The 19,515-nt window shown below is 67.4% G+C and carries 18 protein-coding genes; 10 read left to right on the top strand and 8 right to left on the bottom strand.

The annotated features are described in order from the left end of the window. Positions 1 to 5: 5 nt before the first annotated feature. Positions 6 to 479 (top strand): nucleoside deaminase, encoded by a 474-nt coding sequence (locus ACVCNR_RS10090; RefSeq protein ID WP_354193119.1) that lies wholly within the window; start codon positions 6 to 8, stop codon positions 477 to 479. A 94-nt stretch (positions 480 to 573) separates the two neighbouring features. After that, on the top strand, positions 574 to 2,274 hold the full coding sequence (ade, locus tag ACVCNR_RS10085; RefSeq protein WP_447074669.1) for an adenine deaminase: 1,701 nt from the start codon (positions 574 to 576) through the stop codon (positions 2,272 to 2,274). Positions 2,275 to 2,304: 30 nt separating this feature from the next. On the opposite strand, the gene guaA is transcribed toward ade, so the two are convergent. The 4 genes from guaA to ACVCNR_RS10065 all read right to left on the bottom strand — a co-directional run bounded on the left by guaA (position 2,305) and on the right by ACVCNR_RS10065 (position 5,808). Beyond that, the gene (gene guaA / locus ACVCNR_RS10080) at positions 2,305 to 3,867 is read right to left on the bottom strand and encodes a glutamine-hydrolyzing GMP synthase (RefSeq protein ID WP_354193122.1); all 1,563 of its coding nucleotides are present in this window, start codon (positions 3,865 to 3,867) and stop codon (positions 2,305 to 2,307) included. Between the two features lie 77 nt (positions 3,868 to 3,944). Next, positions 3,945 to 4,598, bottom strand: coding sequence for a 5'-methylthioadenosine/S-adenosylhomocysteine nucleosidase (locus ACVCNR_RS10075; RefSeq protein WP_447074667.1), 654 nt, complete (start codon positions 4,596 to 4,598; stop codon positions 3,945 to 3,947). 26 nt (positions 4,599 to 4,624) lie between these two features. Beyond that, positions 4,625 to 5,083: a PaaI family thioesterase gene (locus ACVCNR_RS10070; protein WP_447074666.1), complete on the bottom strand. Its 459-nt coding sequence runs from the start codon at positions 5,081 to 5,083 to the stop codon at positions 4,625 to 4,627. A 92-nt stretch (positions 5,084 to 5,175) separates the two neighbouring features. Then, positions 5,176 to 5,808 carry an HAD family hydrolase gene (locus tag ACVCNR_RS10065; RefSeq protein ID WP_447074665.1) on the bottom strand — a complete coding sequence of 211 codons (633 nt, stop codon included), beginning with the start codon at positions 5,806 to 5,808 and terminating at the stop codon, positions 5,176 to 5,178. A 245-nt stretch (positions 5,809 to 6,053) separates the two neighbouring features. On the opposite strand from ACVCNR_RS10065, the gene ACVCNR_RS10060 reads away from it, so the two are divergent. From ACVCNR_RS10060 to ACVCNR_RS10025, 8 genes are all read left to right on the top strand, one after another. Beyond that, positions 6,054 to 7,454 carry an MATE family efflux transporter gene (locus ACVCNR_RS10060; protein ID WP_447074664.1) on the top strand — a complete coding sequence of 467 codons (1,401 nt, stop codon included), beginning with the start codon at positions 6,054 to 6,056 and terminating at the stop codon, positions 7,452 to 7,454. 106 nt (positions 7,455 to 7,560) lie between these two features. Further along, positions 7,561 to 8,868 (top strand): nicotinate phosphoribosyltransferase, encoded by a 1,308-nt coding sequence (pncB, locus tag ACVCNR_RS10055; RefSeq protein ID WP_447074663.1) that lies wholly within the window; start codon positions 7,561 to 7,563, stop codon positions 8,866 to 8,868. A gap of 9 nt (positions 8,869 to 8,877) precedes the next feature. Next, a complete protein-coding gene (locus ACVCNR_RS10050; protein WP_447074662.1) occupies positions 8,878 to 10,281 on the top strand; it encodes a hypothetical protein in 1,404 nt (467 codons plus the stop codon). A 144-nt stretch (positions 10,282 to 10,425) separates the two neighbouring features. Further along, on the top strand, positions 10,426 to 11,730 hold the full coding sequence (locus ACVCNR_RS10045; protein WP_447074661.1) for an ABC transporter substrate-binding protein: 1,305 nt from the start codon (positions 10,426 to 10,428) through the stop codon (positions 11,728 to 11,730). 33 nt (positions 11,731 to 11,763) lie between these two features. Next, on the top strand, positions 11,764 to 12,645 hold the full coding sequence (locus ACVCNR_RS10040) for a branched-chain amino acid ABC transporter permease (protein ID WP_447074660.1): 882 nt from the start codon (positions 11,764 to 11,766) through the stop codon (positions 12,643 to 12,645). Next, positions 12,642 to 13,598: a branched-chain amino acid ABC transporter permease gene (locus ACVCNR_RS10035; RefSeq protein ID WP_447074659.1), complete on the top strand. Its 957-nt coding sequence runs from the start codon at positions 12,642 to 12,644 to the stop codon at positions 13,596 to 13,598. Before ACVCNR_RS10040 ends, ACVCNR_RS10035 begins: the two co-directional genes overlap by 4 nt. Then, entirely contained in the window at positions 13,595 to 14,320 is a 726-nt protein-coding gene (locus ACVCNR_RS10030) for an ABC transporter ATP-binding protein (RefSeq protein WP_447074657.1), read from the top strand. Before ACVCNR_RS10035 ends, ACVCNR_RS10030 begins: the two co-directional genes overlap by 4 nt. Beyond that, complete coding sequence (locus tag ACVCNR_RS10025) at positions 14,317 to 15,024, top strand: ABC transporter ATP-binding protein (protein ID WP_354193138.1); 708 nt, start codon at positions 14,317 to 14,319, stop codon at positions 15,022 to 15,024. Before ACVCNR_RS10030 ends, ACVCNR_RS10025 begins: the two co-directional genes overlap by 4 nt. Positions 15,025 to 15,045: 21 nt before the next feature. On the opposite strand, the gene ACVCNR_RS10020 is transcribed toward ACVCNR_RS10025, so the two are convergent. From ACVCNR_RS10020 to ACVCNR_RS10005, 4 genes are all read right to left on the bottom strand, one after another. Continuing rightward, positions 15,046 to 15,801 carry a TSUP family transporter gene (locus ACVCNR_RS10020; RefSeq protein ID WP_447074656.1) on the bottom strand — a complete coding sequence of 252 codons (756 nt, stop codon included), beginning with the start codon at positions 15,799 to 15,801 and terminating at the stop codon, positions 15,046 to 15,048. A 117-nt stretch (positions 15,802 to 15,918) separates the two neighbouring features. Further along, complete coding sequence (locus ACVCNR_RS10015) at positions 15,919 to 17,289, bottom strand: sodium:proton antiporter (protein WP_354193546.1); 1,371 nt, start codon at positions 17,287 to 17,289, stop codon at positions 15,919 to 15,921. Positions 17,290 to 17,397: 108 nt separating this feature from the next. Next, positions 17,398 to 17,997, bottom strand: a complete 600-nt coding sequence (gene pncA, locus ACVCNR_RS10010) for a bifunctional nicotinamidase/pyrazinamidase (RefSeq protein WP_447074655.1) — start codon at positions 17,995 to 17,997, stop codon at positions 17,398 to 17,400. A gap of 84 nt (positions 17,998 to 18,081) precedes the next feature. Continuing rightward, positions 18,082 to 19,332 carry a D-amino acid dehydrogenase gene (locus tag ACVCNR_RS10005; RefSeq protein ID WP_447074654.1) on the bottom strand — a complete coding sequence of 417 codons (1,251 nt, stop codon included), beginning with the start codon at positions 19,330 to 19,332 and terminating at the stop codon, positions 18,082 to 18,084. Positions 19,333 to 19,515: the final 183 nt, after the last annotated feature.

The raw sequence follows: 19,515 nt of genomic DNA, 5'->3' as shown, positions 1-19,515 counted from the left end.
ACCCGATGAGCGATGCGAACCGCTTCCTGTGCCAGGCGATCGAGCTTGCCCATGCCAATGTCGAGGCGGGCGGGCGCCCCTTCGGCGCCGTCGTGGTGCGCGCGGGCGAGGTGATCGCCACCGCCGTCAACGAGACGCATCTCAGCCGCGACGTGACCGATCATGCCGAGCTTCTGGCCATCCGCGCCGCCGCCCGCACGCACGGGCCGGAGGCGCTCAAAGGCAGCGCCGTCTATGCCAGCGGCCACCCGTGCCCGATGTGCCTGGCCGCCATGCGGCTGGCCGGGGTGGGCGAGGTCGCCTACGCCTATTCCAACGAGGACGGCGCGCCCTTCAACCTGTCCACCGCCGACATCTATGCGGAGCTGCGCAAACCCTTCCCCGAACAGTCGATGACCATCCGCCACGTGCCGACCCGCCTCGAGACGCGCACCGACCTCTATGACGACTGGAGCAGCCGGCAGGTCCGCTGCGGCTGAACCTCGGAGCCCGGGGCATATCCACAGCCGCCGATGTTCCCACCCGGCCGCAAAATGCTAACCTCGGGCTGCAACGAGCAGGGAGCAGGAACGGATGGCCACCAAGCTGGAGCGGATGATCGATCAGGGCACCGGGCGCGCACCCGCCGACCTGGTGCTCAAGGGCGGCCGCTTCCTCGACCTCGTCACCGGCGCGCTGGTCGAGAGCGACATCGCCATCTGCGGCGAGCGCATCGTCGGCACCTGTGCCGACTACGATGGCGCGAAGGAAATCGACATTTCCGGCCGCATCGTCGTGCCCGGCTTCATCGACACCCATCTGCACATCGAATCCTCGCTGGTCACGCCGCATGAGTTCGACCGCTGCGTTCTGCCGCGCGGCATCACCACGGCGATCTGCGATCCGCACGAGATCGCCAATGTGCTGGGGCTGGACGGCATCACCTATTTCCTCGACAGCGTCGCCGAGACGGTGATGGACATCCGCGTGCAGCTTTCGAGCTGCGTGCCGGCGACCCATCTGGAAACCTCCGGCGCGGAACTCACCGTCCATGACCTGCTGCCCTTTGCCGACCACCCCAAGGTGATCGGACTGGCCGAATTCATGAACTTTCCAGGCGTGCTGGCCAAGGACCCGGAGTGCATGGCCAAGCTGGAGGCTTTTCAAGGCCGCCACATAGATGGCCATGCGCCGCTGCTGCGCGGCTACGACCTCAACGGCTATCTCGCCGCCGAAATCCGCACCGACCATGAGACGACCACGGCCGAGGAGGCGCTGGAAAAGCTGCGCAAGGGCATGCATGTGCTGGTGCGCGAAGGCTCGGTGTCGAAGGATCTCGCCGCACTGATGCCGGTCATCACCGAGCGCAACTCGCCCTTCATCGCGCTGTGCACCGACGACCGCAACCCGCTCGACATCGCCGACCAGGGCCATCTCGATCACATGATCCGCACCGCCATCGCCGCCGGCGTCGAGCCGCTGGCCATCTACCGCGCCGCCTCGATCTCCGGGGCGCGCGCCTTCGGCCTCAAGGATCGCGGGCTGGTGGCGCCGGGCTGGCGCGCCGACCTCGTGGTGCTCGACACGCTGGAGGACTGCCGCGCCGAAATGGTGCTGGCGGCCGGCCGCATCGTCTGCGACGACCTCTTCGCCGCCCGCAAGCCGGTCGCCCCGGTCGGGCGTGGAAGCGTCAAGGCAAGACAGGTGGCGGAAGCGGATTTCCGCGCCCGTTCCAACAGCGGCCGCACCCGTACCATCGGCATCGTTCCGGGCCAGATCATCACCCGCGACCTCGAATTCGACCTGCCTGTCGGAGAAAACGGCGTCGGGATCGATCTCGCCAATGACGTGGTCAAGGTCGCGGTGGTCGAGCGCCATGGCCGAAGCGGCAACATCGCCACCGGCTTCGTGCACGGCTTCGGCCTCAAGGCCGGCGCCATCGCCTCGACCGTCAGCCATGACAGCCACAACATCTGCATCGTCGGCTGCTCCGACGCGGACATGGCGCTGGCCGCCAACCGGCTGGGCGAGATCGAGGGCGGCTTCGTGGTGGTGCGCGACGGCAAGGTCCTGGCCGAACTCGCCCTGCCCGTCGCCGGGCTCATGAGCCTCGCCGGCTACGAGACGGTGCGCGAGGAACTGAAGACACTGCGCGCCGCCGCCTTCGAACTCGGCTCGACGCTGGAGGAGCCGTTCCTGCAACTCGCCTTCATCGCCCTGCCGGTGATCCCGCACCTGAAGATCACCGATAAGGGGCTCGTCGACGTCGACCGTTTCGAACTGATCGGCACGTAGGCCATATGCGTCGGCCGGATTGGGCCTGAATCATTCCCACTCGATGGTGCCGGGGGGCTTCGAGGTCACGTCGTAGACGACGCGGTTGATGCCGCGGACCTCGTTGATGATGCGGGTGGCGGCGTTGCCGAGGAAGCTCATGTCGTAGTGGTAGAAGTCGGCGGTCATGCCGTCGACCGAGGTGACGGCGCGCAGCGCGCAGACATATTCGTAGGTGCGCCCGTCGCCCATCACGCCCACCGTCTGGACCGGAAGCAGCACGGCGAAGGCCTGCCAGATGGCGTCGTAGAGGCCGGCCTTGCGGATCTCGTCCAGATAGACGGCGTCGGCCTCACGCAAAATCTCCAGCTTCTCGCGGGTCACGCCGCCGGGGCAGCGGATGGCGAGGCCGGGGCCGGGGAAGGGGTGGCGGCCGATGAAGCTTTCCGGCAGGCCGAGCTCCTTGCCGAGCACGCGCACCTCGTCCTTGAACAGTTCGCGCAGCGGTTCGACGAGCTGCATGTTCATGCGCTCCGGCAGGCCACCGACATTGTGGTGCGACTTGATGGTGACCGAAGGCCCGCCGGTGAAGGACACGCTTTCGATGACGTCCGGATAGAGCGTGCCCTGGGCGAGGAAATCGGCGCCGCCGAGCTTCTTCGCCTCCTCCTCGAACACCTCGATGAACAGGCGGCCGATGGTCTTGCGCTTGGTCTCCGGGTCGGTCTCGCCCTCCAGCGCCGAGATGAAGCGGTCGGAGGCGTCGACCAGAATGAGCGGCAGGTTGTAATGCTGGCGGAACATGGCCACCACGTCGGCGGCCTCGTTCTTGCGCATCAGGCCATGGTCGACGAGGATACAGGTGAGTTGCTCACCGACCGCCTCATGGACCAGCAGCGCCGCCACCGAAGAATCGACGCCGCCCGAAAGCGCGCAGATCACCTTCTTGTCGCCGACCTGCTTGCGGATCGCCTCCACCGCCTGCTGGCGATAGGCGGACATGGTCCATTCGCCCTTTACGCCCACGATATTGCGCACGAAATTGGCGAGCAGGCGGGCGCCGTCCGGCGTGTGCACCACTTCGGGATGGAACTGCACGGCATAGAAGCGGCGCTTCTCGTCGGCGATGGCGGCGAACGGCGCGCCGCGCGAGGTGCCGACGACCTTGAAGCCTTCGGGCAGGGCGGTGACGCGGTCGCCATGGCTCATCCACACCTGATGGCGGGTGCCCCTGGCCCAGACATCGTCGAAGAGGGCGCAATCGGCCTCGATCTCGAGGAAGGCGCGGCCGAACTCGCGCTCATGGCCGGCCTCGACCTGGCCGCCGAGCTGGGCGCACATGGTCTGCTCGCCATAGCAGATGCCGAGCACCGGAATGCCGGCCTCGAACACTTCCTGCGGCGCGCGCGGGCTGCCGATGTCGATGGCCGAATGCGGGCTGCCGGAGAGGATGACGCCCCTGGGCTTGATGCGCGCGAAGGCTTCCGCCGCGGACTGGAAGGGCACGATCTCGCAATAGGCGCCGGCCTCGCGCACACGCCTGGCGATGAGCTGCGTGACCTGGCTGCCGAAATCGATGATGAGGATGGTGTCGGAGTGGTGGTTCGTCGTCATGTCGGGCCTTTAAAGAAGAACGTCCGTCGGCGCAATGGGTTTGTATTCCGCGGTCTGGCGGCCACCGGGGGCGGAGCCTAGCCGAAAGGCAGCGCCCCGTCGCGCAGCGCGCTTTCCAGCAGTTCGACCGCCTGGCCAAGCCTTTCGTCGACGATATGGAGATAGGCGGTCCAGTCATCAACATGCTTCAGTTCGGCCGCGCCGTCGGAAATGCCGCGCAGCGCTGCCAGCGGCACGCCGAACATCTGGCAGGCGCGCAGGCAGGCATAGGTTTCCATGTCGACCATGTCCTCGGCGATGCCGTCATAGGCCGCGCCCGAAACGATCGCCGCGCCGGTCGATAGGGTCGCCTCCTTCACGCCCGGTATGCGCAAGGGCAGGGGCAGCGTGGCGGGAAGACCGAGGAAGGGCGTGACGCCCCGGACGAAGCCGAGCGGCGAAGCGTCCATGTCGCGATAGGACACCGAGACCGCCTGATAGACTTCAGCCTGCTCCAGCTTGCGCGAACCGGCCGATCCCAGCGAGACGACGAGGTCGGGAAGGGCGCCCGAGGCGTCCAGCCTCGCCAGTTCCGCCCCCAACCGCACGCCTGCCTCGACCGGGCCGACGCCGGTCATGAACGGCCTGAACAGCTTCTTGAGCGCCGGCCCGTATTCGGCCTCGGCCGCCATGACGAACAGCACCCGCCGGCCAGCGAATGCGGTCGTGTGATCTGTCGGTCGGGTGCTCATGGTCTCACCCTTTGCGAACCGGCTTCTCACCCCTCGATCCCGTCCCGGCCGGCCACCGTCATCATGGTGCCGGTCATGGTGGCGATCAGCCGCGCCTCGCCGTCGACGCCATAGGCATAGGCCTGGCCGTCGGCCACGGTGATGGTGCGGCCGGGCTTGGTGACGGAACCCCGGAACAGGAAGCGCTCGCCCTTGCCGGGAGCCAGAAGGTTGACCTTGAACTCGATGGTCAGCACGCCGGTGCTTTCCGGCATCAGCGAATAGGCGGCATAGCCGCAGGCCGAATCCAGCGCCGTGGAAATCACCCCGGCATGGAGGAAGCCGTGCTGCTGGGCAAGCCGCGCATCATAGGGCATTTCGATCTCGACGATGCCGGGCGTCACCAGCGTCAGTTCGGCGCCGATGGTGGCCATGGCCCGCTGCCGCGCGAAGGAGGCCCTGACGCGCTCTTCATAGTCGGGGGGCGGCACGATCTTGGCTGCCATCGCCTTATTCTCCGTTCGGCTGGCCGCTTATCGCAAAGCCCCGCGCGGCAGGCAATCGGGCAAAAATCGCCTGGCCGGTGCTTTTGCGCCAGCTAAAGCCCAAGCTCGTAGCGCAACTCCTCGGCCGAGTTGACGATGACGGCGCCGGACGGGCCTTCCATCGGGCGCTCCGGCCAGAAGATGGTGCGCATGCCGGCGGCGAGCCCGGCGGTGACGCCGGTCCAGCTGTCGTCGACGGCCACCGCGTCGGCCGGATCGACGCCGGCCAGATAGGCGGCGCGCAGGAAGGGCTCGGCGGCGGGCTTCGGCTCGATGACATCGTTGCGGCTGATACTGCGCATGCCGGGATGCGACAGGCCGACGGCGCGCAGATTGGCGTCGACCACCAGCCGGTCGGAGTTCGACACCACCGCCTGATGGATGCCCATGACGCGCAGTTCGCCATAGATTTCCAGCGCGCCGGGGCGCGGCACCAGATCGGCGACCAGCGGCATGTAGTGGCCGTATTTGTGCAGGATCCATTCCTCGAAGGGCAGGGAGAGGCCCTGCTCGGCGCGCAGCATCTCGTAGAGCGGCCCGGCGGCGATGCCGATGGCGCGCTCCTGCAGATCGGCCGGCGGCTCGATGCCGAGCTCGCGCAACGCCGCCTCCAGCGCGGCATGATGCAGGGGCTCGCTGTCGACCAGCGTGCCGTCCATGTCCCAGAAAACCGCCTTGTGCCGCATGCGCGTGATCCTTTTCCGGTTGATCGCCGGGACAATTGGCCAGATGCGCCTCGATGGCAAGTCCGGCAGGGCAAGTCTGCCGGGACAAGCCCCGCACAATCTGGATCAATCGACACGCATGGGGAGCCTCTTGCCTTGCCTGGCGCAGGAAGGCAGAAAACAACATGATTCCGGAACATCCTTTCCGGCATCCTCGTGCGGCTTCCGGACATTTTCTCCGACGCGCCGCGATCGGAACGAACGACATGTCTGCCCTCGAAGCCGATGCACGCGCATCCGGATATCTCTGGCGCGAGGAAATCAGGGCCACGCTCTCGCTGGCCTGGCCGCTGGTGCTGACCAATCTGGCCCAGACGGCGATGACCGCCACCGACGTCATGATCCTCGGCCGGGTGGGGCCGGCGACGCTGGCCGCCGGCGCGCTCGGCACCAACCTCTATTTCGCGCCGCTGATCTTCGGGCTCGGCCTGATGTTGGCGACAGTGCCGATGATGGCGCGCGAGGTGGGCCGGCGGCGCAATTCGGTGCGCGATCTGCGCCGCACCGTGCGCCAGGGCCTGTGGGTGGCCGTGCTGGCGGCGCTGCCGATCTGGGCGCTGCTGTGGAACGGCGAACGGGTGCTCTTGGCCATGGGCCAGGAGCCGGCGCTGGCCGCCGATGCCGGACACTATCTGCGCGCCCTGCAATGGGGCCTGCTGCCGTTCTTCTTCTACGTGGTGCTGCGCTCCTTCATCGCCTCGCTGGAGCGGCCGGGCTGGGCCACGGTGGTCGCCTTCATCGGCGTCATCATCAACCTTGTCGGCAACCTGTTGCTGGTGTTCGGCCATCTCGGCTTCCCGCGCCTGGGCATCTTCGGCTCCGGCCTTGCCACCTCGATCGCCAATTTCTCCATGTTCCTCGGCATGGTTCTGGTGGTGACGCTCGACCGCCGTTTCCGCCGCTACCATCTGTTCGGCCGGTTCTGGCGGCCCGACTGGCAGCGGCTGCGCCAGCTTCTGTGGCTCGGCCTGCCGATCGCGGCGATGATGGCGTTCGAGACGACGCTGTTCAACGCCGCCGCCTTCATGATGGGCCTGATCGGCGCCTCCTCGCTCGCCGCCTATGCGGTGGTGATCCAGCTCTGCTCGGTCTCCTTCATGATCCCGCTCGGCATCAACCAGGCGGCCACCGTGCGGGTCGGCATCGCCTATGGCGCGCATGACCCGGAAGCAATCGCCCGCGCCGGCTGGACGTCCTGCGCCATGGGCGTCGGCTTCATGGCGCTCTCGGCGCTGGCCATGACCACCTTGCCGCGCCCGCTGCTCGGCGCCTTCATCGATGTCGACAGCCCGGCCAACGCCGAGGTGGTGGTGCTGGCCACCGGCTTCCTTGCCGTCGCCGCGCTGTTCCAGATCGTCGACGGCGCCCAGGCGGTGGCCGCCGGCATGCTGCGCGGCTTGCAGGACACCACCTTGCCGATGCTCTATGCCGCCATAGGCTACTGGGGCATCGGCATGCCGCTCAGCATCGCGCTCGGCTTCCATTCCGGCTTCGCCGGCGTCGGCATATGGATCGGCCTTTCGGCGGGGCTGGCGGTCGTCGCCGTGCTGCTTCTGGCGCGCTGGCTGCGGCGGCGCCGGCTGCCCGCCTATGCGGCCATGCGATAGCATCGTTTTTCGCGCCACCCGATCAAAGCGGGCAGCGCACGCGCCAAAACGATGCTAAGAGACCGGCGCGGAATTTTCCATCGGGCAGCGAAGGCAAACCTGATCCATGGCCACCAAGACTGACATTGCGCGGCGCGTCTACAACCACACCTGGAAGCTGGACCCGATCATCCGCAGCCTGCTCGACACCGATTTCTACAAGCTTCTGATGCTGCAGATGATCTGGGGCATGTATCCCAAGGTCGACGCCACCTTCACGCTGATCAACCGCACCACCTCGGTGCGGCTGGCCGACGAGATCGACGAGGGCGCGCTGCGCGAACAGCTCGACCATGCCCGCTCGCTGCGCTTTTCCAAAAAGGAGATGATCTGGCTGGGCGGCAACACCTTCTATGGCCGCAAGCAGATCTTCGAGCCGGAATTCCTCGCCTGGCTGGAGGATTTCCAGCTCCCCGACTACCATCTGGAAAAGCGCGACGGCCAGTACGAGCTGAGCTTCGCGGGTCCGTGGATGTACACGACGCTGTGGGAAATCCCGGTGCTCGCCATCATCAACGAGCTGCGCTCGCGCGCCGCGCTGCGGGACTACGGGCCGTTCGCGCTCGATGTGCTTTACGCCCGCGCCAAGGCCAAGATGTGGGCCAAGACCGAGCTGCTGAAGCAGCTTCCCGACATCAACATCTCCGATTTCGGCACCCGCCGCCGCCATTCCTTCCTGTGGCAGCGCTGGTGCGTAGAGGCGCTGAAGGAAGGCATCGGCGACGCCTTCACCGGCACCTCCAACGTCAAGCTCGCCATGGACACCGACCTGGAGGCGGTGGGCACCAATGCGCACGAGCTGCCCATGGTGCTGGCGGCGCTGGCCGACAGCGAGGCCGAACTGAAGCAGGCCCCGTACCGGGTGCTGCAGGACTGGCAGCGCTACTATGGCGGCAACCTGCTGATCGTGCTGCCCGACGCCTTCGGCACCGCCGCCTTCCTGCGCGACGCGCCCGACTGGGTGGCCGACTGGACCGGCTTCCGCCCCGACAGCGCCCCGCCCATCGAGGGCGGCGAGCGCATCATTTCGTGGTGGCGCGAAAAGGGCAAGGACCCGCGCCAGAAGATGCTGATCTTCTCCGACGGGCTGGAGGCCGAGACCATCGTCGAGACCTACAAGCATTTTCACGGAAAGGTGCGCATGGCCTTCGGCTGGGGCACCAACCTGACCAACGACTTCGAGGGCTGCGCGCCGGTTCCCACCACCCGGCTGAACCCGATCTCGCTGGTCTGCAAGGTGACCGAGGCCAACGGAAGGCCCGCCGTGAAGCTCTCCGACAATCCCGCCAAGGCCACCGGCGACGCGAACGAAATCCGCCGCTATCTGCGCATCTTCGGCGACGAGGAGCGGGTCGAGCAGCTCGTCAAGGTCTGACGCCGGGCGATGCGCGCGAGGACGGGAATCGCATTCGCGCTGCCGGCCCTGCTGGCGGCGGCGATGCCCTCGCAGGCGCTCGCCCATGCCTCGGATCGCGGCCATGTGCTCCTGTTGCCGACCGGCTATTATTCCGCCGGCGGCGCCCTCGCGGTCGCGGTGTCCTTCCTCGTGCTGGCGCTGGTGCCGCCACGGTTTCTGGCACGCCTCTGGGCGCAGCGGCTGACGCTGTTTCCGCCCGGCGAGGGGGCGCGGACCGCAACGAGCCTGCTGTCCTTCGCCGGCTTTGCCATGTTGCTTGCCGCCGGCTTCCAGGGCAGCCGTGACCCGCTCTCCAACCCGCTGCCGCTGACCATATGGACGCTCTTGTGGGTCGGCATGACGCTGGTGCAGGGGCTGCTCGGCGATGTCTGGGCATGGCTCAACCCGTGGCATGGCCCCTGCAGGGCCATGGAGCGGCTGGGCGTTGCCCGCAAGAAGATCATCTTGCCGCAGCGCCTCGGCATGTGGCCGGCGGTCGTCCTGCTGTTTGCCTTCGCATGGTTCGAGCTGGTCTATCCGGCGCCGGACGATCCCGAAAAGCTGGCGCGCGCCGCCGGCCTCTACTGGCTGGCCAGCTTCATCGCCATGCTTCTGTTCGGCCACGCGGAATGGAGCCGGCGCGGCGAGTTCCTCACCGTCTTCTTCCGGCTCCTGTCGCGCTTCGCCGTTCTGGGCCGGGACGATGCGGGCCGCCTGACGCTCAACTGGCCCGGCGCGCGGCTTCTCGCCATTGCGCCGCTGCCGCGAAGCGGCGTCGCCTTCGTGCTTCTGGCGCTGTCGTCCGTCTCTTTCGACGGCCTGTCGAAGACCTTCTTCTGGCTCGGCCTGATCGGGGTCAACCCGCTCGATTTTCCCGGCCGCACGGCGGTGATGGCGTCGAGCACCGCCGGCCTGCTGCTGAGCTTTGCCATCCTCGGCGCGGTGTTCCTGCTGGCGGTGCGGCTGGGCGACCGGATTGCCGGTTCGCCACATCCCAAGAACAGCGCCGGCCTGCTGGTGTGGTCGATCGTGCCGATCGCGCTCGCCTACCATCTGGCGCATTATCTCGCCTCGCTGCTGGTCGACGGCCAGTATGCGCTGGTCGCCCTGTCCGACCCCTTCGCGCGCGGCTGGAACCTGTTCGGCACCGCCGGCATGCAGGTCGAGGCCGCCGTCACGGCGGGAGCGGGATCGGCATGGGTGCTGTGGAACATACAGGCGGGTGGCATCGTCGCCGGTCATGTGCTGGCGGTGCTGGTGGCGCACGGCCTCGCCTTCCGCCTCTACGGCGATGCCGGCCGGGCGACGCGGAGCCAGCTTCCGCTCACACTGCTGATGATCGGCTACACCGTCTTTGGCCTGTGGCTGCTTTCGACGCCATCGGCGGGCTGAAGCCGCCTTTTCCCTTGGGTAAACCTTGTCTTGCAACAAGCAGCCTTTGATGATTTAGCTTGCGCGCCTAAAATCCGTCCGACGCCGCGAGATGCCCCACATTCCTCGCTCCTTCGCCACCACGCCAGAACAGGAAGTTCGCCCATGACCGATCGGAAAACGGTTTCCGCAGCCGGAACGGCCCCGCTCAGCCGCCGCACGGCCCTCAAGGGCATGGCCGCCGCGGGCGGCCTGATGGCGGCGCCGGGCTTCGTGCGCTATGCGCAGGCGCAGAGCGCCGCCCCGATCCGCATCGGCTTCCAGTGCCACCGCACCGGCATCGGCGCCGCCTATGGCCGCTGGTACGAGCGCACCACCGCGGCCGCCGTCAAGCTCATCAACGAGGCCGGCGGCATCAACGGCCGGCCGGTCGAGATCGTCATCGAGGACGACGGCACCGATGCCGGGCGCGGCGCCGAGGTGGTGGCCAAGTTCGCCAACCAGCACAAGACCGACATCGTCTACGGCACGCTGTTCTCGCATGTGGTGATCGGCTCGGCACCGGCCGCCGGCGAACTGAAGATCCCCTATTATGTGGTCAGCGAGGGCTATCACGTGGCCTCCGGCCAACTCAACCGCTGGTGCCTGCAGCCCGGCATCACCGACGTGCGCGCCCAGGTGACCGCCATGGCGCCGTGGATCGCCGCCAATGCCGGCAAGAAGGTCACCATGATCTATCCGGACTACGCCTTCGGCTACGACCATCGCGACTACCTGCCGCCGGCGCTGGAGAAGGCGGGCGCGGAAGTGGTGGCCAAGATCGCCATCCCGCCGACGGAAAGCTCTTTCACCAAATATTTCCCGCAGATTCCGTCCTCCACCGACGTGCTCTACCACGTCATGGTCGGCCCGGCCGTGCTCACCTTCGTCAAGGAACTCGGCGAATTCTACGGCGCCAGCGGGCCGAAGCTGTTCGGCTTCATCGATTCGCTCGAAGCCGTCGACATCAACAGCCCCGGCCTCGAATATCTGGACGGCAGCCATTTCTGGGAAGGTTCGCCCCGCTATGCGCAAGCCGACGACACCGACGCCATGAAGGCCTATCGCGCCGCCGTCGGCACCGACGACAACGGCGCCTCGGTCAACGATCCGCGCGATATTTCCACCGCCGGCCACATGTTCGGCTGCTGGGAGACGCTCTATGTCATCAAGCGGGCGATGGAGGCAGCCGGCTATCGCGGGCCGGAAGACCGCGCCAAGCTGGTCGAGGCGACCGAGGCGATGAGCGCCTTCGCCGAGGGCCCCGAGCACCCGCAGGGCGACAAGGTTTTCGACGGCAAGATCCATCAGGTCTTCGGCCACCAGTACATTTCCCGGCTGGAAGGCGGCCGCCTCAACGTGGTGCACAAGACCGCCATCGAGGACAGCCGCTACGAGCCGGAAGCCGACTACACCACGCAGCCGTTCTGATGCATCCGAAACGGCGCTGACGGATAGTCCGGCATGGGTTTCGGACCTCACCTGCTGCTGGCGGTTCTGGAAGGGCTGGTCACCTCGGCGGTGCTGGCGCTGACGGCGCTCGGCCTGTCGCTGGTGTTCGGGGTCATGCGCGTCGTCAACGTCGCCCATGGCGAGCTGTTCATGCTGGGGGCGGTGCTGGCCTGGGCCGTGGCGACAGCGGTCGGCGGCAGTCCGGTCCTCGGCTTTGCCGCCGCCCTCGTCATCGCGCCGCTGATCGTCGGCGCGGTGGCTGTGCTGGCCGAGCGGCTGGTGCTGCGCCGGGTGGAGTACGACCCGGAGGCGACCATCGTCGCCACCATCGGCCTGCTCTACATCATCCAGCAGCTCGCGCTCACCTTCTACGGCGCCGACGCGCGTCCGGTGCCGCCGCCCTTCAACATGCGCCTCGCGCTGCCATGGTTCGGCTATTCGGCCTACAAGCTGTCGATCGTCGGCGCCTCCGCCCTGCTTCTCCTGATCTCGTGGCTGGTGCTGACGCGCACCCGCGCCGGGCTGGTCATGCGCGCCACCCAGTACGACCGCGAGACCGCACAGGCCTTCGGCATCCTGGTCGAGCGGGTCTATGCCGCGGTCTTCGCCATCGGCGCCATGCTGGCCGCGATCGCGGCGGTGCTGATCGTGCCGATCAGCCAGGCGCATTACCTGATGGGGCAGGACCCGCTGCTCTTGTCCTTCGCCGTGGTCATCATCGGCGGGCTGGGCTCGTTGCGCGGCACGGTGGTCGCGGCCCTGCTGATCGGCGTCTCCGACGGGGTGATCTCCATGTTCTTCTCCCCGACGCTGGCCAAGCTGATCGCCACGCTGGCGGTGGCCATGGTGCTGGTGTTCCGCCCGCAGGGCCTGTTCGGCAAGGCCGCGCGATGAACGGGACGCTAAGGCTCTACGCATTGCACGGCGCGGTGGTCGCGCTGCTTGTGGCGCTGAACTTCCTGCTGCCGGCCTATCACCACGGGCTGATGGCGCGCATCCTGGTGCTCGCCACCTTCGCCATGGGCTACAACCTCACCTTCGGCTATGGCGGGCTGTTGTCGCTCGGCCATGCCATGTTCTTCGCCGCCGGCCTCTATGGCGCGGGGCTCGGCATCCATCATCTCGGCCTCGGCGTGCCGGCGGCCTTCCTTGCAGCGCTTGCCTGCGGGGCCGTGCTGGCGCTGCCCGTCGGCCTTTTGGCGCTGCGCACCACCGGCGTCGCCTTCATGATCGTGACGCTGATGTTCTCGCAGGCGTTCCACCTCGCCATCCTCTATTTCTCCGCCTTCACCGGCGGCGATCAGGGACTGGTGCTGAAGCCCCAGCAACGCCGCATCGAAACATGGCTCGGCACGCTCGACCTCACCGATCCGGCGACGCGCTACCTGTCGGCGCTCACCCTGTTCGCGGTGGTGCTGTTCGTCCTGCTCGCCATGGTCCGCTCCGGCTTCGGCCGGGTGCTCGTCGCCATCCGCGAGAACGAGGAGCGCACCCGCATGCTGGGCTACGACACCTTCGCCAACCGGCTGGCGGCGCTGGTGGTGTCGGGCACGGTCTGCGCCGCCGCCGGCGCCGCTTACGGGCTGCTGTTCGGCTATGTCGGCGCGAACTTCGCCTCGGTGCAATACTCCATCCTGCCGCTGCTGTGGGTGCTGCTGGGGGGTGCCGCGACGACGCTCGGGCCGCTGTTCGGCACCGTCTTCATGTATTACGTGGTCGACATCACCAGCGGCTACACCTCCGCCTATATGCTGGTGGTGGGCGTGATCCTCATCCTGCTGGTGCTGTTCTTCCGCAAGGGGCTGCTCGGCACGCTGCGCGAACGCTGGCTGGGGTGGCTGCCGTGACCGTATTGCTCGAAACACGCGGCCTGTCGCGCAACTTCGGCGGATTGCGCGCCGTCGACCGCGTCGACTTCTCCCTGATGCAGGGCGAAATCCGCGCGCTCATCGGCCCCAATGGCGCCGGCAAGACCACTTTCGTCAGCCTCGTCTGCGGCCGCCTCGCGCCCTCCGCCGGCACCATCGTCTTCGACGGCGCCGACATCACGTCCCTTCCCGCCCACCGGCGCGTGCGCCTCGGCATCGCTTATACGTTCCAGATCACCAGCGTCTTTTCCAACCTCAGCGTCTTCGACAATGTCGCGCTCGCCGTCCAGCGCACGCTGGCCGACGGCCGCGCACAAGGCCGGCTGCGCGCCGGCGTGACGGAGGCGCTGGAGCGGGTCGGGCTGGCGGACCGCGCTTCGCTGCCGGCCGGCCAGCTCGCCTATGGCCACCAGCGCCTGCTGGAAGTGGCGATGGGCCTTGCGCTGAAGCCGCGGCTGATGGTGCTGGACGAGCCGACGCAGGGGCTCGGCGACGGCGAGATCGAGGCTTTCATCGCGCTGGTGCGCGAGATCGCCGCCGAGGCCACCGTGCTTTTGATCGAGCACAATATGGACGTGGTCATGCAGCTCGCCGATCGCATCACCGTTCTGGAAGCGGGCAGGGTGCTGGCCGAAGGCACGCCCGACGCCATCCGCGCCGACGAGGCGGTGCAGCGCGCCTATCTGGGGGGCAGCGCATGAGCGAGCTGCTCTCCGTCTCCGGGCTCGACTGCTTCTATGGCGAGGTGCAGGTGCTGCACGGGCTGGAGCTTGCGCTGCGCAAGGGCGAGATCCTGTGCCTGATGGGGCGCAACGGCGCCGGCAAGACGACGACGCTGAAAGCCATCATGGGGCTTGTGCGGCCACGCGCCGGCTCCATCCGCATGGGCGGCGTGGAGCTGACGGGCCGGCCGGCGCATGAGGTGCCGAAGCAGGGGATCGGCTATGTGCCGCAGGGCCGCCGCCTGTTCGCCGAGATGACGGTGCGGGAGAATCTGGAGATCGGCCTCAATGCAAGGGCCAAGGGCGCCGGCACGCTGGAAAGCGTGCTCGACCTGTTCCCGCTGCTGCGCGAGCGGCTGAAGCAGCAATCCGGCACGCTGTCCGGCGGCGAGCAGCAGATGCTGGCCATGGCGCGCGCGCTGTGCCTCGAACCGGAAATCCTGCTGCTCGACGAGCCGACCGAAGGTCTGATGCCGTCGATGATCCGGAAAATCCGCGAAACGGTGCTGGCGCTGCGCCAGCGCGGCGTCTCCACCATCCTGGTCGAGCAGCGCACGGAAGCGGTCCTGGCCATGGCCGACCGCGTCACCTTCATCGAGAACGGCCGCAGCCGCGAGACCGTGGCCGTGACGGAATTGAAGGCGGACCCCTCTGCCTTCAGGCGCTATGTCGGGATCGGCTGAAGACCTCTTCCGAATTGGAGCCTACGGCCACAGGACGGGAATGACGAGCGACACGCCCGACAGGAACAGCAGCGCAAAGGCCAGGCGCCGTTGCGCGAAGGGCGACAGCGGCGGCGGCCAGCGCCGCGCAAGGTAGGTCGCGCCCGCCACCCCCGGCAGGCCGGCAAGCGCCCACACCATGACATGGTTGTCCCACTCGCCGCTCACCGCCACCAGCGACAGGCGAAACAGGGCGTTGAAGGCGAAGACGGCGACGAGCGTTTCGCGGATGGTCACCAGCGGCAGCGGCTGGCGGTAGAAATGATAGACCAGCGGCGGCCCCGCGGTCGAGAACAGGCCGCCCATCAGCCCGCCGATGCCGCCGAAGGCGGCGAAGCTCCAATGCGGGGAAAGCTCCCGGCGCGGCGCGGGCCGCCGCATCAGTTGCAGGCTGGACAGGATGATGACCAGACCCAGGCTCAGCCTGAGCGCCGACAGCGACAGCGAGGCCACCACCAGCAGCGCCGCGTAGCCGAGCGCGACCAGGGGAATGCCGCCGGCCAGCGACAGCAGGAAGGGCCGGCGGGCGATGTCGCGCCAGCCGCGCGCCAGCACCATGAGGGCATTGACCAGCGTCAGCAGCGAGATCACCACCGCCGCTTCCGGCAGCGGCACCAGGCCGGTGAGCGCGATGACCCCCATCAGCACCAGCCCGAAGGCGAAGCCGGTCACCGTCTGCACATAGGCGGCGACGAAGCAGAGCAGCGGGAAGAAGGTGATACCGAGGGTCAGGGGCATGATCAGGCTGTTGTTGCGAGACGGACAATCCGGGTCCCTCACCGCCAGGACCGGGACGCTTGAGATCGAGGCCGGCTCCTCAATGGAAGCCGGCCTCGACTGCAATGAAGCGGGCGGCTAGCCGAAGAAGATGAAGCTCGACAGCACGAAGATCGGCAGCAGCACCACGCCGGACCACAGCATGTAGCCGAAGAAGCTCGGCATGCGGATGCCCTGGCTGCGGGCGATGGCGTAGACCATGAAGTTCGGCGCGTTGCCGATATAGGTATTGGCGCCCATGAACACCGCACCGGCCGAGATCGCCGCCAGCGTCGTGGCGAAGGTGGTCATCAGCTCCTGCGGATTGCCGCCGGCCAGCTCGAAGAACACCAGATAGGTCGGCGCGTTGTCGAGGAACGACGACAGGACGCCGGTCATCCAGAAATAGGCCATGTCGTTGGGCTCGCCGGACGCGGTGGTCACCAGCGACACCAACGGGGCCAGCGCGCCCTCCATGCCGGCGCGCAGGATCGCCACCACCGGCACGATGCAGACGAAGATCGCCGCGAACAGCTTGGCCACTTCAAGGATGGGGGCCCAGTTGAAGCCGTTGGCGGAACGATACTTCTTCGGCGACACCACCAGCGAGACGAAGGCCAGGCCGAGGATGATGGCGTCGCGCACCAGGTTCTGCAATTCGACATGCACGCCCTGGATGGTGAACTCCACACCCGGCTTCCAGGCTGCCGACATCAGGATGGCGCCGATGACGCCGGCCAGCAGCGGGAGGTTGACGAGGCCGAGGATGCGCACCCTCGAATCCGGCGTCGGATCCTTGATCCGAGGCTGGCCGCCTTCGCGCCGGTAGAGGATGGTGTCGAGCACGAAGAACGCCGCCAGCACCAGCCCGCCGACCAGAAGCGTGTCGGGCAGCAGATGCACCGTGGTCCAGAAGAAGTCGACGCCGCGCAGGAAGCCGACGAACAGCGGCGGGTCGCCGAGCGGCGTCAGCGAGCCGCCGATATTGGAGACGAGGAAGATGAAGAACACCACGACATGGGCGTTGAAGGGGCGGTTGTCGTTGGCGCGGATCATCGGCCGGATCAGGATCATCGAGGCGCCGGTGGTGCCGATCACCGAGGCGAGGATGGCGCCGACCAGCAGCAGCCCCGAATTGAACAGGGGCGTGCCGTGGATGTTGCCGGACACCAGGATGCCGCCCGAAATGGTGAACAGCGCAAACAGCAGGATGATGAACGACATGTATTCCAGAAGCATGGCGTGCAAAACCGCCTCGCTGGCGGCCGGAATGCCGTAGAAGAAGGCCAGCGGCACCACGACCAGAACCGCCCAGAGGGCGGCGATCTTGCCGTAGTGATGCTCCCAGAAATGATGGAACAGCAGCGGCCCGGTGGCGATGCACAGCAAGAGGCCGGCGAAGGGCAGGCCCCACCACAGCGACATGTCCGCGCCCGGAAGCGCCTCGGCGGCAAAGGCCGGAGTGGCCATGAGGCCGGCAAGGACCAAGGCGGGGGCAAAGGCAGCCCATCGCAATGCAGCAGCGTTCACCGGTTTCTCCCTTGTAGCTCAATGAGTGTGATTGTGGACGGTACGGCGTCAGCCCAGCGCGACGCCCGCCTCGCGCATCCTGGCGGTCATCGCATCGAGCGACCCGCCAAGGTCGATGCCGCGGCAGGCGTCGAGCCGCACCGTGACCGAGAAGCCGAGCCGCACCGCATCGAGCGCCGAATAGGCGACGCAGAAATCGGTGGCGAGGCCGGCCAGGGTGATCGCGCCGATGCCGCGCTCGCGCAGATAGCCGGCAAGGCCGGTCGGCGTGGTGCGGTCGTTCTCGTAGAAGGCCGAATAGCTGTCGATGGCCGGGCGGAAACCCTTGCGGATGACCAGCTCGGCCTTGGTCCAGGCGAGGCCGTGATGGAAATCGGCGCCGCGGCTGCCCTGGATGCAATGATCGGGCCAGAGCGTCTGCTCGCCATAGGGCATGGTCACGGTCTGGAAGGGCTGGTGCCCCGGATGGCTGGAGGCAAAGCTGGAATGGCCGGCCGGGTGCCAGTCCTGGGTGAGGATGACGTGCTCGCTTTGCCGGATCATCTCGTTGACCAGCGGCACGATCTCATCGCCACCGGCGACCGCCAGCGTCCCGCCCGGGCAGAAGTCGTTCTGCAGATCGATGACGACAAGCGCTTCGTCGGCCATGTTCTCTCCTTGCCAGCGCATTTCGCGAGAGCCGTAACATGACCAGATGGGCTCCCCCGTCAACCCAAATCGGTCCGGATGCGGTCACTTCCCGTAGAGCAGGCCGGTGGTGTCGATCTCGGGCGGGCGTCCGGCGACGAGGTCGGCAAGCAGGCGGCCGGACCCCGCGGCCATGGTCCAGCCGAGATGGCCATGGCCGGTGTCGAGGTAAAGGTTGCGATAGCGGGCGCGGCCGAGCACCGGCACCGAACTGGGCATCATCGGGCGCAGGCCCGCCCACAGTTCCGCCCTGGCTTCATCGAAGGCGCCGGGGAAAATCTCGCGTGCCGTGCGGAACATGGCGGCGAAATTCGCAGGCTGGAACGAGCGGTCGAAACCGGTGAACTCGGCCGTGCAGGAGAGCCGCAGCCGGTTGCCGAGGCGCGAATAGGCGACATAGCGGTCCTCGTCGGCGCCGCCCATGGTCGGGCCCCGGGCCTCGTCCTCCAGGGGTATCGTCGCCGCGTAGCCCTTCACCGGATAGACCGGCAGGTCGAGCCCGTGGCGGCGGCCGAGCAGGCCGCTTTCCGGCCCCATGGCGATGACGACGATGTCGACCGCCAGCGGCCCGGCATCGGTGCGCACGGCCCGCACCCCGTCGCCCTCGATGTCGAGCCCCTCGACCGTGGTGCCGAAGCGGAACTCCACGCCGAACTTCTCGGCGGCATGGTCCGCCAGCCTGGTGACGAACAGGCGCGAATCCCCTGTCTGGTCGGTCGGCGAATAGACGGCGCCGGCGAACTGACGGCGGCCGGCGGAAAGGCCCGGATCGATCTCGGCCGCCCGCTCCGCGTCGACGATCTCGATCGGCAGGCCGTGATCGGCCAGATAGCGATAGTTCGGCAGGGCCGCATCGAGGCTTTCGCGGCTGCGGTAGAGATAGAGGATGCCCTTGCGCCGGTCGTCATAGGCGATGCCGGTCTCCTCGGTAAGCGCGTTGATGCTGTCGCGCGAATAGAGCGCCAGCCTCAGCTTCGACAAGGTGTTGGCGCGCTTGGCGGCCAGCGTGCACTGGCGCAGGAAGCGCAGGCTCCACGCCAGCAGATAGGGGTCGCGACCGAGCCGGACCTTGATGCCGAGGTCGTGATTGAACATGCCGAGCACGAACGTCCTGAGAGCCTCGGGCGAGGCCCATGCGGTGGCGTCGCCCGGCGAGACCAGGCCGGCATTGGCGTAGCTGGTGCCGGAGGCCGGCGCCGCATGGCGCTCGACGACGGTGACCTCATGCCCGTCGCGGGCCAGATAATAGGCGGCCGCCGTGCCGACCGCACCGGCGCCCAGAACCAGTATCTTCATCCAAGCCTCTCCAGGATTCCGCCCCCCCCGCAGGCGTGGCATTTTGACCGAACGGCCTGCGTGGACGCCGGCGGCGGCCGGCATTATGATCGTATCAACCTGAGCAGTCCCGCTTTCCTTGAAACTGCGTAGCTGCCCTGCATCTTTGTCATGCGCAATTCCGTACGGAAAGCCATTCCCCTT

The sequence above is a fragment of the Aquamicrobium terrae genome (genome assembly GCF_052978165.1).
Note: the sequence above shows the minus strand (reverse complement) of the source record. Positions and strands in the feature narration are given on the sequence as shown.